Source organism: Candidatus Pelagibacter bacterium nBUS_49 (assembly GCF_051200925.1).
In the GTDB taxonomy this organism is placed as follows: Bacteria; Pseudomonadota; Alphaproteobacteria; order Pelagibacterales; family Pelagibacteraceae; genus Pelagibacter.
In genome coordinates this window covers 483,656-499,659 of sequence record NZ_CP172837.1, presented here as the reverse complement: position 1 = coordinate 499,659, position 16,004 = coordinate 483,656, and the positions used below count along the sequence as shown (strand labels likewise).

General features: G+C 30.5%; 15 protein-coding genes. 3 read left to right on the top strand and 12 right to left on the bottom strand.

The window, feature by feature from the left end; translation table 11 throughout:
• Nucleotides 1–8 precede the first annotated feature (8 nt).
• On the bottom strand, nt 9–1,025 hold the full coding sequence (locus ACIJYF_RS02680) for a ribonucleotide-diphosphate reductase subunit beta (RefSeq protein WP_435088893.1): 1,017 nt from the start codon (nt 1,023–1,025) through the stop codon (nt 9–11).
• Complete coding sequence (locus ACIJYF_RS02675; protein WP_435117544.1) at nt 1,016–2,953, bottom strand: ribonucleoside-diphosphate reductase subunit alpha; 1,938 nt, start codon at nt 2,951–2,953, stop codon at nt 1,016–1,018. Before ACIJYF_RS02675 ends, ACIJYF_RS02680 begins: the two co-directional genes overlap by 10 nt.
• Before the next feature lie 157 nt (nt 2,954–3,110).
• Between ACIJYF_RS02675 and ACIJYF_RS02670 the strand changes: the two genes are divergently transcribed.
• Together ACIJYF_RS02670 and ACIJYF_RS02665 are read left to right on the top strand one after the other, a co-directional pair.
• Nucleotides 3,111–4,565 carry a phosphomannomutase/phosphoglucomutase gene (locus ACIJYF_RS02670; RefSeq protein WP_435117543.1) on the top strand — a complete coding sequence of 485 codons (1,455 nt, stop codon included), beginning with the start codon at nt 3,111–3,113 and terminating at the stop codon, nt 4,563–4,565.
• Nucleotides 4,549–4,833 (top strand): hypothetical protein, encoded by a 285-nt coding sequence (locus tag ACIJYF_RS02665; protein WP_435117541.1) that lies wholly within the window; start codon nt 4,549–4,551, stop codon nt 4,831–4,833. The genes ACIJYF_RS02670 and ACIJYF_RS02665 overlap by 17 nt, the downstream gene beginning before the upstream one ends.
• A 107-nt stretch (nt 4,834–4,940) precedes the next feature.
• On the opposite strand, the gene ACIJYF_RS02660 is transcribed toward ACIJYF_RS02665, so the two are convergent.
• The 10 genes from ACIJYF_RS02660 to ACIJYF_RS02615 form a co-directional block, all read right to left on the bottom strand.
• A complete protein-coding gene (locus ACIJYF_RS02660) occupies nt 4,941–5,339 on the bottom strand; it encodes an HIT domain-containing protein (RefSeq protein ID WP_435117539.1) in 399 nt (132 codons plus the stop codon).
• Between the two features lie 4 nt (nt 5,340–5,343).
• Nucleotides 5,344–6,858, bottom strand: a complete 1,515-nt coding sequence (locus ACIJYF_RS02655; RefSeq protein ID WP_435117537.1) for an AMP-binding protein — start codon at nt 6,856–6,858, stop codon at nt 5,344–5,346.
• Between the two features lie 4 nt (nt 6,859–6,862).
• Entirely contained in the window at nt 6,863–8,284 is a 1,422-nt protein-coding gene (gene sauS, locus ACIJYF_RS02650) for an acylating sulfoacetaldehyde dehydrogenase (protein ID WP_435117535.1), read from the bottom strand.
• A gap of 75 nt (nt 8,285–8,359) precedes the next feature.
• A complete protein-coding gene (locus tag ACIJYF_RS02645) occupies nt 8,360–9,340 on the bottom strand; it encodes a Bug family tripartite tricarboxylate transporter substrate binding protein (protein ID WP_435088886.1) in 981 nt (326 codons plus the stop codon).
• 163 nt (nt 9,341–9,503) lie between these two features.
• Nucleotides 9,504–9,950, bottom strand: a complete 447-nt coding sequence (locus ACIJYF_RS02640) for a tripartite tricarboxylate transporter TctB family protein (protein WP_435117533.1) — start codon at nt 9,948–9,950, stop codon at nt 9,504–9,506.
• Entirely contained in the window at nt 9,943–11,424 is a 1,482-nt protein-coding gene (locus ACIJYF_RS02635; RefSeq protein ID WP_435117531.1) for a tripartite tricarboxylate transporter permease, read from the bottom strand. The genes ACIJYF_RS02640 and ACIJYF_RS02635 overlap by 8 nt, the downstream gene beginning before the upstream one ends.
• A gap of 59 nt (nt 11,425–11,483) precedes the next feature.
• The gene (locus tag ACIJYF_RS02630; RefSeq protein WP_435117529.1) at nt 11,484–12,269 is read right to left on the bottom strand and encodes a sulfite exporter TauE/SafE family protein; all 786 of its coding nucleotides are present in this window, start codon (nt 12,267–12,269) and stop codon (nt 11,484–11,486) included.
• A gap of 40 nt (nt 12,270–12,309) precedes the next feature.
• The gene (gene dusA, locus ACIJYF_RS02625; protein ID WP_435117527.1) at nt 12,310–13,302 is read right to left on the bottom strand and encodes a tRNA dihydrouridine(20/20a) synthase DusA; all 993 of its coding nucleotides are present in this window, start codon (nt 13,300–13,302) and stop codon (nt 12,310–12,312) included.
• Nucleotides 13,303–13,324: 22 nt separating this feature from the next.
• A complete protein-coding gene (gene rpoZ, locus ACIJYF_RS02620) occupies nt 13,325–13,861 on the bottom strand; it encodes a DNA-directed RNA polymerase subunit omega (protein ID WP_435117525.1) in 537 nt (178 codons plus the stop codon).
• A 43-nt stretch (nt 13,862–13,904) separates the two neighbouring features.
• Nucleotides 13,905–15,110 (bottom strand): MFS transporter, encoded by a 1,206-nt coding sequence (locus ACIJYF_RS02615; RefSeq protein WP_435117523.1) that lies wholly within the window; start codon nt 15,108–15,110, stop codon nt 13,905–13,907.
• Between the two features lie 14 nt (nt 15,111–15,124).
• On the opposite strand from ACIJYF_RS02615, the gene ACIJYF_RS02610 reads away from it, so the two are divergent.
• On the top strand, nt 15,125–16,000 hold the full coding sequence (locus ACIJYF_RS02610; RefSeq protein ID WP_435117521.1) for an NAD(P)-dependent oxidoreductase: 876 nt from the start codon (nt 15,125–15,127) through the stop codon (nt 15,998–16,000).
• Nucleotides 16,001–16,004 lie beyond the last annotated feature (4 nt).

Here is a 16,004-nt window from a genome sequence, read left to right as displayed (position 1 = left end):
TCTAAAGATTAACTAAAAGCCTCTACCCAAGTACCTTGTGTTGATGCTTTAGAATATTCTGTTGCACGACCTTCAAAGAAGTTCATGTGTTCAACAGCATTCAACATTGTATCTAACCAAGTTAAAGGATTTTTTTGCACATCATAAATTGGCTCTAGACCTAATTGAGTAAGTCTTCTGTTAGCTATAAACCTAATGTAATCTTTAACTTCTTGAGCAGTTAAACCTTCCATTGGACCCATTTCAAACGCAAGATCTATGAAAGCATCTTCGTGTTCAATAATAGTTCTACACGCTTCATAAAGCTCTTTTTTAAGTTTTGGAGTCCATATTTCTGGGTTCTCATTTATGAATTCTTTGAAAACTCTAATCATAGAATTACAATGAAGAGTTTCATCTCTAACCGACCAAGTAACAATCTGCCCCATTCCCTTCATCTTATTATGTCTTGGAAAATTCAAAAGGATTGCAAAACTTGCAAACAACTGAAGTCCTTCAGTGAACGCACTAAATACTGCAACTGTTTTTGCAATATCCTCTTTAGAATTTACGTTGAAACCTTGCATGTAGTCATATTTATCTTTCATCTCTTTATATTTCATGAAAGCAGAATACTCTGACTCAGGCATTCCAATAGTATCTAACAAATGAGAGTAAGCTGCTACATGGACAGTCTCCATTGATGCAAATGCCGTCATCATCATTAAAACTTCCGTTGGCTTAAATACGGTTGTGTAATGTCTTAGATAACAATTACTAACCTCAACATCAGCTTGGGTGAAAAATCTAAATATTTGAGTTAATAAGTTTTTTTCTGATTGAGTTAAATTTTTTTGCCAATCTCTAACATCATCACCTAGTGGTACTTCTTCCGGTAACCAATGAATTCTCTGTTGTGTTAACCACGCATCATAACACCAAGGGTATCTAAAAGGTTTGTAAACTGGGTTTTCAACTAATAAACCCATTTTTTTTGGTTGGATTATTTCATTGCTTGGTGTCTTAATTTTTTCTGCTACTGACATGATAGGCACTCCTCGTATTCTGGTTCTTCAGATTTAGTTTGTTTGTTTTTATAAACGTTGGCTAAAACATCTGTTGATTTTGCATCATTGATATTTTCAGCTCTTTGAATTGATTTTGATCTACAGTAATAAAGGCTCTTTAAGCCTTTCTTCCAAGCATCAAAATGAATTTTGTGTAACTCTTTTTTATGAACATCGGCTGGTAAAAATAAATTTACTGACTGAGCTTGTGATATAAATGGAGTTCTATCTCCACTTAATTCAATAATCCACTGCTGGTTAAGTTCAAATGCAGTTTTAAAAACATCTTTTTCTAAATCAGTTAAAAAATCTAAATGAGATACAGAGCCTTGATTTGTTGTAATCGTAGACCAAGTTTCATCATCATTTTTTCCATGGTTTTCAAGGATTTCTTCTAAATATCTATTTCTAACATTAAAAGAACCTGACAAAGTTTTATGGGTATAACTATTAGCTGCAATTGGCTCTACTCCTGGAGATGCTCCACCACAAATAATTGAAATTGAAGCAGTTGGTGCAATTGCTGTTTTGTTAGAAAATCTCTCTTGATATCCATATTCTGCGGCATCAGGGCAAGCACCTCTTTCTTCTGCTAAATCTTTTGAAGCTTTATTAACTTGTTCATCAATTTGTTTAAATATTTTTTTGTTCCAAGATTTTGCCATCACTGACTCAAGTGGAATTCTATTTTTTTGTAAAAAAGAATGAAAGCCCATAACACCTAATCCAACACTTCTTTCTCTCTCTGCAGAATATTTTGCATCTTTAAATTGGTCAGGAGCTTTTTTTATAAAATCAGTTAAAACATTATCTAAAAATCTCATTACATCACTGATCATGTCAGGATCATCTTTCCACTCTTCGTACTTTTCCAAGTTTAATGAAGATAGACAACATACAGCTGTTCTATCTCTTCCATCTTTATCAATTCCAGTAGGTAAAGTTATTTCACTACATAAGTTTGATGTTTTAACAGTTAGGTTAGCAAGTTTGTGATGTTGTGGAATTAATCTATTAACAGTATCGATATAAATTATATAAGGCTCACCTGTTTCAATTCTTGCAGTTAATAATCTTATCCACAAATTTCTAGCTGATATTGTTTGTTGAACAGTGCCATCTGCAGGACTTTTTAGTCCCCACTGCTCATCATTTTCTACAGCTCTCATAAATGCATCTGAAAGTAAAACACCGTGGTGTAAATTTAATGCTTTTCTATTTGGATCACCACCTGTAGGTCTTCTCATTTCAATAAATTCTTCGATTTCAGGATGATCGACTGGCAAATAACAAGCGGCAGATCCTCTTCTTAAAGAACCTTGGCTAATTGCCATTGTTAAAGAATCCATAACTTTTATAAAAGGAATTATTCCAGAGGTTTTTCCAACCTTACCAATTTTTTCACCAATAGATCTAAGATTACCCCAGTAACTTCCTATACCCCCACCTTTTGCAGCTAACCAAACATTTTCACTCCAAAGATCAAGAATTCCTCCTAAACTATCTGATGCCTCATTTAAAAAACATGAAATAGGTAATCCTCTTTTAGTTCCACCGTTTGATAGAACAGGTGTTGCTGGCATAAACCAAAGGTTGCTTATGTAATTATAAATTCTTTGTGCATGTAAATTGTCATCAGCATATGAGCTTGCAACACGGGCAAATAAATCTTGAAAAGATTCGTTATGACCAAGATATCTATCTTTCAATGTTGCCTTACCAAAGTCCGTTAAGTTTGCATCTTTAGATCGATCGATCTTAATTATAATTCCCTTATCATTTTGAAAAAGTTCAGTTTCAGTACTTAAAGAAAAAAGATCAGGTCTATTTCCTTTTGATGCTTCTTTTACTTCTGGGCTATATTCAGAGACAGCTTTCTTTAGGGCCTGTGATAGAATCTTATTCATACTTATTACTATATTTTGTTATTGTGACGAAAACAACTAGATGTTGTATGCGTTTTATGTTGATATACTATATAAACAATTAATCAACAGAACATTTATAGAACGTGACAAAAAAAATATCAATAAAAAAATTTAAAAAATAGTAAGTAATTAACAAATGTCTGAAAAAATAAAAATAGATCCTTATGGCTTTAGAGAATATGACGCTCGTTGGTTGTATGAGAAAGATATTAGCAGAGAAGGAATCACGAATCTTGGTAAAGGTTTAGGTACACAAATAAAAATTCACACTCAAAAAGATAATCCAAGGGTTATAGTTGGTCATGACTACAGATCTTATAGTGAGGAAATTAAAAGTGCTCTTAAAAAAGGTTTAATCTCAACAGGATGTCATATTGAAGATATAGGTCTTTCTTTATCTCCAATGGTTTATTTTGCACAATTTAATTTAAACGCAGATGCCGTTGCAATGGTTACAGCAAGTCATAATGAAAATGGTTGGACTGGTGTAAAAATGGGTATCAAAAAAGGTTTAACCCATGCTCCTGAAGAAATGAAAGAATTAAAAGATTTGACTTTGAATGAAAAATTCTCAAATGGAGCTGGATCTGAAAAGCAAATTGAAAATTTTCAACAAGTTTATAAAGATGATTTAATAAAAGGTAATAAGATTACTAAAAAATTAAAAGCAGTTGTAGCTTGTGGAAATGGTACTGCTGGAGTTTTTGCTCCTGATATTTTGAGAGGAATTGGTTGTGAGGTTATAGAACTTGATTGTGAATTAGATTGGACTTTTCCTAAATACAATCCTAATCCAGAAGATTTAGAAATGCTACATGAAATTACTAAAGCTGTGAAAGACAATGATGCAGACATAGGTTTTGGTTTTGATGGTGATGGAGATAGAGTTGGTGTAATTGATAATCATGGTAATGAAATATTTTCTGATAAAATTGGTTTATTAATTGCAAGAAACTTATCCACAAAACATAAAAATTCAAAATTTGTTGTAGATGTAAAATCAACAGGATTATACTCAAAAGATGATGTTCTATTAAAAAATAATTGCGAAACTATTTATTGGAAAACTGGTCATTCTCACATTAAAAGAAAAGTAAACACAGAAAAAGCACTAGCAGGATTTGAAAAGAGTGGTCATTTCTTTTTTAATCAACCTTTAGGTTATGGTTATGATGATGGAATTAATTCAGCAATTCATGTGTGCCATTTATTGGATAATCAAAACAAAATGATGAGTGAAATCATTAATGAATTACCCAATACATATCAAACCCCCACTATGGCTCCTTTCTGTAAAGATGAAGAAAAATACCAAGTAGTTGAAGAATTAGTTACACAAGTTGAGGAAATTAAGAATAACAAAACTAAAATTGATGATCAAATAATAACGGAAGTATTAACAGTAAACGGGGTAAGATTTTCTTTTGATGATGGTTCTTGGGGGCTGATTAGAGCATCTTCAAACAAACCATCACTAGTGATTGTAACTGAAAGCCCAACATCAGATGTTAGGAAGAAAAAAATCTTTGAATTTATTGATGATTTACTCCAAAAAACTGGAAAGGTTGGTGAATATGATCAAAAAATATAGCCTAATTTTAATTCTATTCTTATTAATACCCTTTAAAAGTCATGCTTTTAGCGAACAAAATGGGCAACAGATATATATTGGTTGCTACCAGAACTCTAAACAGTATCTAGGTACAGACAAAGCCAAAGCCTATTGCGAATGCACAGTTAATAAATTAAGTGAAAGGTTTTCAGATGATGAATTGGATAGTGTATTTAATCAAAAACCAGAACAAATAATTGAAGATACTCAATTTGCATCAAAATTCTGTGAAAAGATCATAGAATAAAAGTTATACAATTCTATAAAGATTCAATCAAAACGTGCTTAGTAAAAGACAAAGAATCATATAAATTTACATACGAGGTGATGGAGGGAGACTGAAGTCACCTCTTTTTATTTAAAAGCTGATCTAATTTTATTTAAAACATCTTTTAAGTTATCTGCTGAATATTTTTTTCCTTTAACAGCCCATACAGATAACGGCCAAGAGCTATCAGTTTTTTTTCTAGAGATAATATGGATATGTAATTGTGGAACTATATTACCTATTTTTTCTACATTAAGTTTTGATGTTTTAAATAGTTTCTTCATAAGCCTACTTACCAAAACAATTTCCTTCATAAGCAATATCTGATCTTTAGAATTAAGTTCACTGATATCTGTTACATTTTTTCTCTTAGGTATTAATATCAACCAGGGAAATTTAAAATTATCATGAAGTCTTATAGAGCATAATTTTAGTTCAGTTATATGATGAGAGGATTTTAAGAATTTCTTATTAATTCGATACATAAGATTATTTAATTAAATTTTTAATCTTTAATCTTTGAATTTTTCCTGAAGATCCTTTTGGAAGTTCATCAAAAAAAAATATATTTTCTGGTGATTTAAATTTACCTAAAATTTTTGAACAATGATTAATCAAATCTATTTCAGTTAATGAGTTTTTATTTTTCAACACAACACCTGCTTTTACAGTTTCACCATAATGACTACATTCATCACCAAATGCTGCTGCTTCAAGTACATCGGGATGTTGATACAAAACATCATCAATTTCTCTTGGTGAAATATTTTCACCTCCTTTAATTATAAGTTCTTTAATTCTACCTTTTACAAAGACAAAATCTTCAGAGTCCATTAAACCTAAATCACCTGTTAAAAGCCAATCATTGTAAAAACTTTTTTTTGTTTCGTTGGGATCTTTATAATATTCTTTCATCACATTTTTACCTCTTACACAAATTTGACCGATTGTATTTCTTTCAACTTCATTAAATTCATTATCAAAAATTTTAACTTCGTTTCCATAAGGTATACCAGGTGAGCCATATTTAATAGGATTGGGAGAAGGCGGATTAGACAAAATAGGAGCACACGTTTCTGTCAGACCCATTGTTTCAATCATCTTTATCTTAAATTTTTCTTCAAAATTCTTATGTGTTTCTGGGGCTAATGCTGCCGATGCACTTCTACCAAATCTTATAAGTGATATATCCAATGATTTAAATTCAGCTTCTGAATATTTATTTAATAATGAAGAAACTATAGTTGGTACTATGCTAAACCAGGTACATTTAAATTCTTCAATGTGTTTCCAAAAATTTGTAGCAGAAAACTTTTCAGATAAAACTAATGAGCTTTGACTTACTAATGGTCCCATTACCGTAACTATTAAGCCATTAATGTGATATAATGGCAGAACGCATAATGCCTTGTCCGTAGTAATCAATTCATGTGAAATTAAAACGTTTTTACCTCCATTTAAAACATTGTCATGAGTGAGCATTACACCTTTGGGTTTTCCAGTTGTACCCGATGTATACATTAACAAAGCGTTGTTAGATTTATTAAGATTATCTAATTCTATTTTTTCATCATTTAATTCATCTATAAAATTGTCTTTATCAATTTCTATAAGCTCAACTTCACTTCTAGACTTTTTGATTATTCTTTGTGCTAAACTTAAATTTGATTTAGTTGAAAGTAATAGCTTAGATTCAGAATGCTCAATGATGTAAGCTAGCTGTTCCTCTCCTGCCACTAAATTGAGAGGAACTTGTATCATTCCAGAATACATAATTCCTAACATGAGTTGAATTCCACTAAGTGAATTTTCTGTCAGTGTACAAATAAGTGAATTTTTCTTCTGTTTTTTTTCAACAGATAAATAATAATTTATCTTATCTAAATTTGTCTTAAGGTTTTTATTTGTTATTTTTTTTTGAGTATTTGGGCAAGTAATAAAATCTAAATTTGGATTATTTTCTGAATTAAAGTTTATAAAATCTCTTACTGTGCCTAATTCCATTCAACTATTCTAAATTTTTTAATTCTTTGGGGTCATTTTTTTCACAGTAATCCTTAAAATACTCTTTAAGTTCAGCTTCCTTACCTGGGATTAAATTAGATATTTTAGTTATATTTAAAAAATGTTTGTAATTTAAATTATTATCAATTGTATTTTTTTGCCAAGTTCCACAACCCATTGATAGAGAAAAAGGTAGACCATTAGTAAAACTTCCGCCTGTAGCAAATGTATGTGCTTGATTAACAATCACTCTGCACACAGATAAATCTAATCCTAATTCAATTACTCTTTCATCATTTTTGGTATGTACACCAACGGAATGGCCTATGCCCTGATAATTTAGAATTTTTTTGGCTAATTCCTTAGCTTCATTAAAGTTTTTGACTCTATATACGGTCAACACTGGTGATAATTTTTCACCTGAAAAAGGATAGTCTAATCCAACTCCATCTTCTTCAACCATTAATATTTGAACATTTTCATCTACTTTAAGATTTAACTCATTTGCAATAAATTTTGCTGATTTTGCAATTATTTTTCTATTTAGTTTTCCATTAATCCATAAATTTTTCTGTAAAACCTCTTTTTGATTTTTATTGAGTAAAACTGCATTTTCTTTAGATAATAAGTTGATTGCTTTTTCATAGATATCTTCAATTAAAATCAAATTATTTTCTGATGAACAGCTTGTGGCATTGTCGAATGTTTTTGACATTTTTATCTTTTTAAAAGCGTCTACTAAATCAGCTGTTTCATCAACAATTGATGTTACATTTCCCTGTCCAACACCAATTGCTTTAGTACCAGATTTTGCAGCTTCCCTAACATTATTTAATGAGCCGGTTACAATAACTAAATCAACATTTTTCATTAGCTCATTAGTTAACTCTTTTGTGACATCACAATCAAAAGTTTGAATTAAATTTTCAGGAGCACTAATTTTTTTTAACTCATTATTAATTAATATTAATAAATCCCTAAAAACCTTAGATCCTGCTGGTGATGGAGAAACTATAATCGAATTTCTTCCTTTCAAGGCATTAATAATATTGTTTATTGGAGTTGCTGCTGGATTGGTTGACGGTGTAACAGCTGCAACAATTCCAACTGGTTTTGCTATTTCAATAATTCCTTTTTTCTTATTTTCATTAATCACTCCTACAGTTTTGATATTTTTTAGGTCTCTTAACAGTCCAAGTGTTTTTCTTTTATTCTTTAAAATTTTGTCTTCTGGATTTCCAAGGCCAGTTTCACTCACAGCTAAATTTGATATTTTTTTGTTATTAGATGGCTTACATAATGCCCAAGCAACTGCGGTAACAACTTCGTCAACTTGATTTTGATTATAATTTTCAAAAATAGATTGAGCTTTTTTTGCTTTAAGAACTAATGATTGAACTATTTCTGAAGAAGACTTGTTATTCATAATTTTTTACTAAGTTTCAGAAGTTCCGCCTTAAAATATTAAGGCGAAACTTTATTGATATAGTAATAATTACTATTAAGGTTTTAGTCCAGCAAGAAGTTTTGTTAAGCTTACTTTTCTAGCTTTCCACATTTCTTGTACTTCAGCTCTGTTCATAATTCTAACAGGTGAACCACCTTTTTTCATTTGTTTCAAAGTTTTTTTATCATTAAACATTAAAGGAACTTTAGCTGCTAAATATTCAATAATTTCTGGTGAAGTTCCTTTAGGAGCCATGATGCCTCTAAAGTTTACACTAGAATTATCAACATCAAGACCTTCTTCTTTTAATGTTGGAACATTTGGTAAAAATGTTTTTTCTCTTTGAAGATCGGCAATTGCTAAAATTTTAATATCATTCTGACTTCTGAAAGCATCTGAAAGATTATTAAAACCAGCCATTACTTGACCGCCTTTAACAGCTGCTAATGCAGGAACACCTCCTGTATGAGGAACATAAGTTAACTTTGCTCCACTAGCTTTTTGAAATTGTAAAAAAGCTATATGATGACCAACAAATTTTCCAGCACCTGAAAAAGTAACTTTACCTGGATTCGCTTTTGCAAATTTAACCATATCACCAACTGAATTGAATTGACTGTCTTTACTGACAATCAAAACCGCTGGATCTGCTCCCCAGTTCGCTATAGGTTCCAAGTTATCTATGTTGTATTTTGTATCATCAAATACTATTGATTGAGATACAAAATGTGGGATGTTGTAAGCAGCTAAATCATATCCATCTTTTCTAGCTTTAGATGCAAACCAATTCCATCCTACTTTTCCACCAGCCCCAGGTTTATTAACAATAACTATTGGCTGTCCTAAATAATCTTTCTTAGGATGAGCCGCCATCATTGTTACTAGTCTTGCTTGAAAATCAGTAGCACCACCTGGGTTATAAGCTACCATTACACTTATCGGTCTATCAGGATAATCAGCTGCTTTAGCAATTGATCCAAATGAAAGAAGCGATAAGATTATTGTGATATATAAAAAAAATTTTTTTATATTCATATCTACCTCCTCTGTTAATAGAAATTAGATCACAATAAAATCGGTCTGACCATTATTTTTTTTAGTTATATTTTTTAATTATATTTAAGATATGTAAAATTACTTGTCGTAAAGGTATCTTATTTTAAATACTACTTATGATTGTATTTTTAATTAAATATTTCTAAAAAAGAAAAAATCTAGGTACTTGAACTTTAAGCATAATAGAAAAAAGGAAATAAATAAATAACATGAATATAGTTGTTATAATTATGGTTTGAATTATTTTTTTAATATTTTTATTTTCTGAATAGTAGTAACTATTTATAAAAAACAATAATATAGCTAAAAGATAAAACCCAATAGTTTCGCCGATAAAAATAAATATAATTAAAGAAAATAAATAAACTGATAGTTTTTTAATATCAATCTCTGCAACTGATAAAGTTTTATTTAAAAAATAAAAAATTAATGAAAAAGAAGATAAGATTATCATTACAGATGTTATTAATTTTGGAAATAAATATGCTTCAGATGTATTTTCTGAACCGCCAGTGAACGAGGCAAATGCTAATAAAATTGAGATAAATAATATACAAATCAAAGATATTAAATTATTTATCTTAAGCATTTTTTCTCTTCATTTCTGAAACAATTCCATAAACTATAGAAATTATACATAATGTTATTATTGTTAAATTTAAATATCCTGATGTTAAATATCTAAAAATACCCTCTTGTGTATCTGCAATTATTTTTGCTTGACTAAAATTAGTTTCAGCAATTGGCCCTAATATTAAACCTAAAACTATCGGTGCAGCTGTAAAACCAAATTTTGATAAAAAAAACATTGAAACACCTAAAAACAACATAACAATCACATCCGCAAAGTTATGTTGGACACTATAGGTTCCAAAGATAGCAAGTATCGTTATAGCTGCAGCCATATAATTTGTTGGAGTTTTAATTACATATTTTGCTAAACCGCTAATATATAATCCAAAAATCAACATCATAAATTGTGCAACTAATAATGAATTAATAAAAGTCCATGTTGTTTCAGCATAAATTGTAAAAAGATTTGGTCCTGGAAACATTCCATGTATTAATAAGCCTCCCAACAAAACAGCTGCTGTTGGACTTCCTGGAACCCCGAGTGTAAGTAAAGGAACTAAAGATGGGCCAACCATAGCATTGTTTGCAAACTCAGCAGCAATAATTCCATCAGGTTCTCCTTTTCCAAAATTTTCTTTATTTTTACTTAATTTTTTAATTTGATCGTAAGATACAAGTCCTGCTATCTGTCCTCCTGCACCAGGGATTAAACCAATTATAACTCCAGATACGCTTCCAACTACTAATGCTTTAATTCTTGAAAGATTGTAAATAATAGACTGAATTATACTTTTTTTTTCCATTTGAAATTGATCAGAATCTAATTGTTTTTTTTCAATCATTGATAAGACTTGAGGGATAGCAAACAAACCAACCAAAGCAGCAATAATATTTATGCCTCCTGAAAAAATTGGATTAAAAACAAATCTTTCAACACCTAACACAGAGTCATACCCTATAGTTGCCAACCATAAACCGATGGCTCCAGAAAAAAGTCCTTTAATTATTGAATTAGAATCTAATGTTGCAATTACAGTAACACCAAAAATTGCTATCCAAAACATATGTGATGGACCAAACTTAAGAGCAAAATTTGCTAATATAGGAGTAAAAAAAATTAAAATAATAATTCCTATTACGCCACCAATGAATGAACTGATAAAACAATAATGTAGAGCTTCTTTTGATTTACCGCTTTTTGCCATTGGATAGCCATCCATAACTGTTGCAATGTTTGCAGGAGCTCCAGGTATTTTTAATAATATTGCACTAATTGCTCCACCAGCAACAGTAGCTGTATAGACCGCACCAAGCATAATTAAACCTTGGTCAGGACTCATTTTAAAAGTGAAAGGAATTAATAAAGCAACTGCCATTGTAGGACTCAATCCAGGAGCAGCTCCCATTAAAAGTCCACCAATAGTTCCTAAAACTAAAATTAATACATTTTCAAATATGAAAACGTTAGAAAAATATCCTATAAACTCCATAATGTTAAAATTTAAGTCTAACTAAATTTTAATCAAAAAGTCTATAAAAGAATTAAAGTTTAAATCGTAAAATATTCGTATAAAAATTTACAAGCTACCACAAACAATAAAAGTCCAAAATATTTACTTATTTTTTGTTTATCGATTTTATGAACTGTCCGAGCACCAATTCTAGCCATAAAAGTTGTAATAGGAATGAAGATTAAAAAAGTAGGTATATTTAGAAAACCGACACTAAGAGGTAAACTGGTCTTTAAATAGGTACCACTTATGACAAAACCAATAGCACCAAATAATGCAATAAAAAAACCGATTGCTGCAGCTGTCCCAATAGCTCTATTAATTGAATAGCCAAAAAACTTAAATATAGGTACATTCATAACTGCTCCTCCAATACCCATGGGCGCAGAAATAAATCCAGAAATTAAGCCAAAAATAATTTTATATTTCTGCTTAATCGAAATTGCTATTATGGTTTCTTTTTCTTTCAAAAATAATAAATACAAACTTAACAAAAAAAGTACTAATGAAAAAAATAAAACCATATTTTTAGTATCTAAATAAACTGCAAAAATTGTACCCAATGAAACACCTATCACTGTAAATATACCGTAAGTTTTAACCAAATTTGTATCAACAGCTCCAAGTTTATAATGAGTCATTACAGAAACAAAAGAAGTTGGAATAATAATACCAAAAGAAGTTCCAACAGCCAGGTGCATAATATAATTTGCATCAATATTTAAGCTTTCAAAAACATAAAATAAGAATGGAACCATTACCAATCCTCCACCGATACCAAACAGACCAGCTACAAAACCAACAGGTATGGCTGTTAATGCCATCAATAAAATAAAATAACTATATTCGTTTGCTAAAAATGAATTAAGCAGATTGGCCTACACTTGTGTCAACATTGTTATACCTAATCTTATCCATTATGTGATCAATTTTTTGAACATCTGCATCTCTCACACACATATTCTCACTTAAATATCTTTTCCAGTAACTAGCGCCTGTTTGTCCATGAAATAAACCAAGAGTATGCCTCATTATTTGATTTAGTCTAGTTCCCTTCTTTAATTCATCTTTCACATAAGGAATTAACTGTTCAATAACATCTTGTCTGCTTGGAATATTTTCATTATTAAAAATTTCTTTTTCAATCTCTGCCAACATGTAAGGTGTGTGATATGCAGCTCTACCAATCATAACACCATCTATTTTTTGAAGTAATGGCTTTATTTGATCAACAGATGTTATTCCTCCATTAATAATTATTTCTTCATTTGGAAAATCTTCCTTTAATTTATAAACGTATTCATATTTTAAAGGAGGGATGTTTAAATTTTGTTTAGGTGTAAATTTTCCCAACATTGCTTTTCTAGCATGAATGATAAAAGTTTTTACCCCTGTAGATCTTAAAGTTATAATGAAATTATGAAGATTTTCATAATCTTCAACATTATCATATCCAATTCTAGTTTTGATAGTTACGGGTAAATTGGTTGAAGCCTGCATTTTGCTTAAACAATCCGCAACTAAATTAGGTTCTTTCATCAAGCAAGCACCAAATTTACCTTTTTCAACTTTTTTACTTGGGCAACCTAAATTTAAATTAATTTCATCATACCCAAAATCTTCACCTATTTTCGAAGCTTCGGATAAAAGTTTTGGAGAAGATCCACCCAATTGAAGCGCAACAGGTTTTTCATTAATGTTAAATTGAAGTAATCGTTTTTTATCACCTCTGTTAATTGCTTCATCAACAACCATCTCTGTATAGAGAAGTGTATTCTTTGAAATCAGTCTTAAAAAGTAACGCTCATGACGATCTGTACAATCCATCATAGGAGCGACTGATACTTTCCTATTCATGATTTAACTTTATATGATTTTATTATGAGTTTGAAGCGTCTGAATCTTCTGTAATTGCTTCTGCTTCTTGATTTTCTTGTTCTGAAACTTCATCTAAAGAAACTTCACCTTGCTCATTCATTGTTTCTTCATCAGCTGATACATCTACGTCTGGCTTAGCAGTTTCTGATAATTCAGCTAAATCTTCTTGAGAAACTTGAATTTTTTCTGGAGTTTTTCTTGCTCTTTTAGATGGTAAAATAGGTGTTCCACTTTTTGAAATTTCACCTTTGTACATATTTTCAAAATCATCACCCACTTCTTCATCATCCTCAGAACCATCGTCAACTTGCTCAACATGTTTTCTAAGTTTGTAAACTGCACTGTCAGTTAAATCTGATACTTGGATTTTTTCTTCAGCAATTTCTCTTAAAGAAATAACTGTATTTTTGTCGTTATCTCTATCCAAAGTTGGCTCGATACCAGAATTTAATTGAGTAGCTCTTTCTTTAGCAACAAGCACTAATTCGTATGGGCTATCTACTTTATCTATACAATCTTCTACGGTTACTCTTGCCATGGGCGATTATTTATACCTCGAACTTCAAAAATGCAAGTATTTTCTAAATTATTACCGGATTTAGCTTTTTTCTTACAAAGAAAAGTAGGATTAAAGAAATGAATATATAAGTGCCTGATACAACAGCTATATCACCCACTGTAAAACCTGTATCTATCAAATATCCAAATAAAGCAGTTCCAAAAGCTGTGGCAAACACCATCATTGCAGTAGTTAAAGCTTTAATAGATCCTAGATATTTAACTCCATATAACTCAGCCCAAGTAGAAGATCCTAATATATTTGCAAATCCATTAGATATCCCAACTAAACCTAAAAATACAAAAGCTGTAACAGGTGTATCGAAAGAGAATAAAACAATTACAGATAATAAAAGTGGAATATTCATATAAATTAATAATTTTCTACTTGAATATTTATCAATTAAAAAACCTGATAAAAATAAAGTAAGTACTGAAAAAATTGAATAAGACATAAATGATTGAGCAATTACATATGGACCCCATCCTTTTGAAGTTTGAACAAAAGATTGAAAAACAGCAAAACCAGTAAATATCCACGGCATTGCTAACATGTTCGAGCTTATGATGTAAAATCTATAATCCTTTATTACTTCCCTTCTCTTCCATTGTTTAATTTCAATTTCTTTTTTATTTTCATCATTAGCCTCTCTTGAGTCTAAATTTAAATTTTTAATTAATAAAAAAGATACAATTGGTAAAACTATTAAAACTGTAATGGAAAAAATAATCCAAAGATTTTGCCAATCTATGATTGTTAATAAATATACCATTAGAACAGGCATTACAAATTCTGCAGATGAAAGACCAAACCAACTTATGCTTAAAGCTCTACCTCTGGTTCTGGTAAAATATCTTGAAATAGTTGTTGAAGCTGTATGAGACATCATTCCTTGTCCTGAAAATCTCATTAAAAAAATTCCAATAAATAATAAAAAAACTGATGTTATTCTTGAAAAGAAGAAACAAGCAAATGATAAAAGAATAGTTACAAAAAAAGCAAATTTAAAAATATTTACATCATCTATCTTTTTCCCAACCCAAATTAATAGAAGACTACTGCATAAGGTTGCTGATGCAAAAATTGAGCCAAATTGTCCGTGGGTAATAGATAGTGCTTCTCTAATACTGGAATTAAATAAGCCTAGAAAATAACTCTGTCCAAAGCTAGAAAAAAATGTAAAAATAAAACCAAATAGAATTACTTTAAACTTCAAACTATTAAACATAGGAAATAAAAATTATGTCTTGTAATATTGCTTTCATAGGTCTTGGTGTCATGGGTTATCCAATGGCAGGTTATATATCAAAAGCAGGTCACAATGTAACTGTTTATAATAGAACACCTGCTAAAGCTGACAAATGGATTGCAGAATATAAAGGTTCAAAAGCAGATACACCTGCAAAAGCAGCTGAAGGTGCTGATTTTATTTTTACCTGTGTTGGAAATGATAATGATTTAAGGGAAGTATCTCTTGGTGAAAATGGATTATTCAATACTGCTAAAGAAGGTTCAGTTTATATTGATAATTCCACTGTATCAGCAGAGATATCAAGAGAACTGTATAAAGCAGCAAAAGATAAAGGATTTGATTTTTTAGATGCACCTATTTCTGGTGGTCAAGCTGGAGCTGAAGGTGGAATACTAACTGTTATGGTTGGTGGTGATGAGGATGTATTTAAAAAAGCAGAACAAGTTATTGATTGCTACAGTAGAAAAGTAAAATTAATTGGTAAATCAGGAAGTGGTCAATTAACTAAAATGATGAACCAAATGTGTATTGCAGGAGCAGTACAAGGTTTATCAGAAGCTATTAATTTTGGAATTAATGCTGGCTTAGATATGGATATCGTTATGGAGACTATATCAAAAGGTGCCGCCCAATCTTGGCAAATGGAAAATAGATATCGAACTATGACTGATGATAAGTTTGATTATGGTTTTGCTGTAGACTGGATGAGAAAAGATTTGGCAATTGTCATTGAGGAAGCAAAAAAAAATGGTTCCCCAGTTCCAATTACAGAACTTATTGATGGCTACTATGCAAAAGTTCAAGAAATGGGTGGTAATCGTTGGGATAGTTCAAGTCTAATTGCCTTACTAAAGAAGAAGAAATAATATC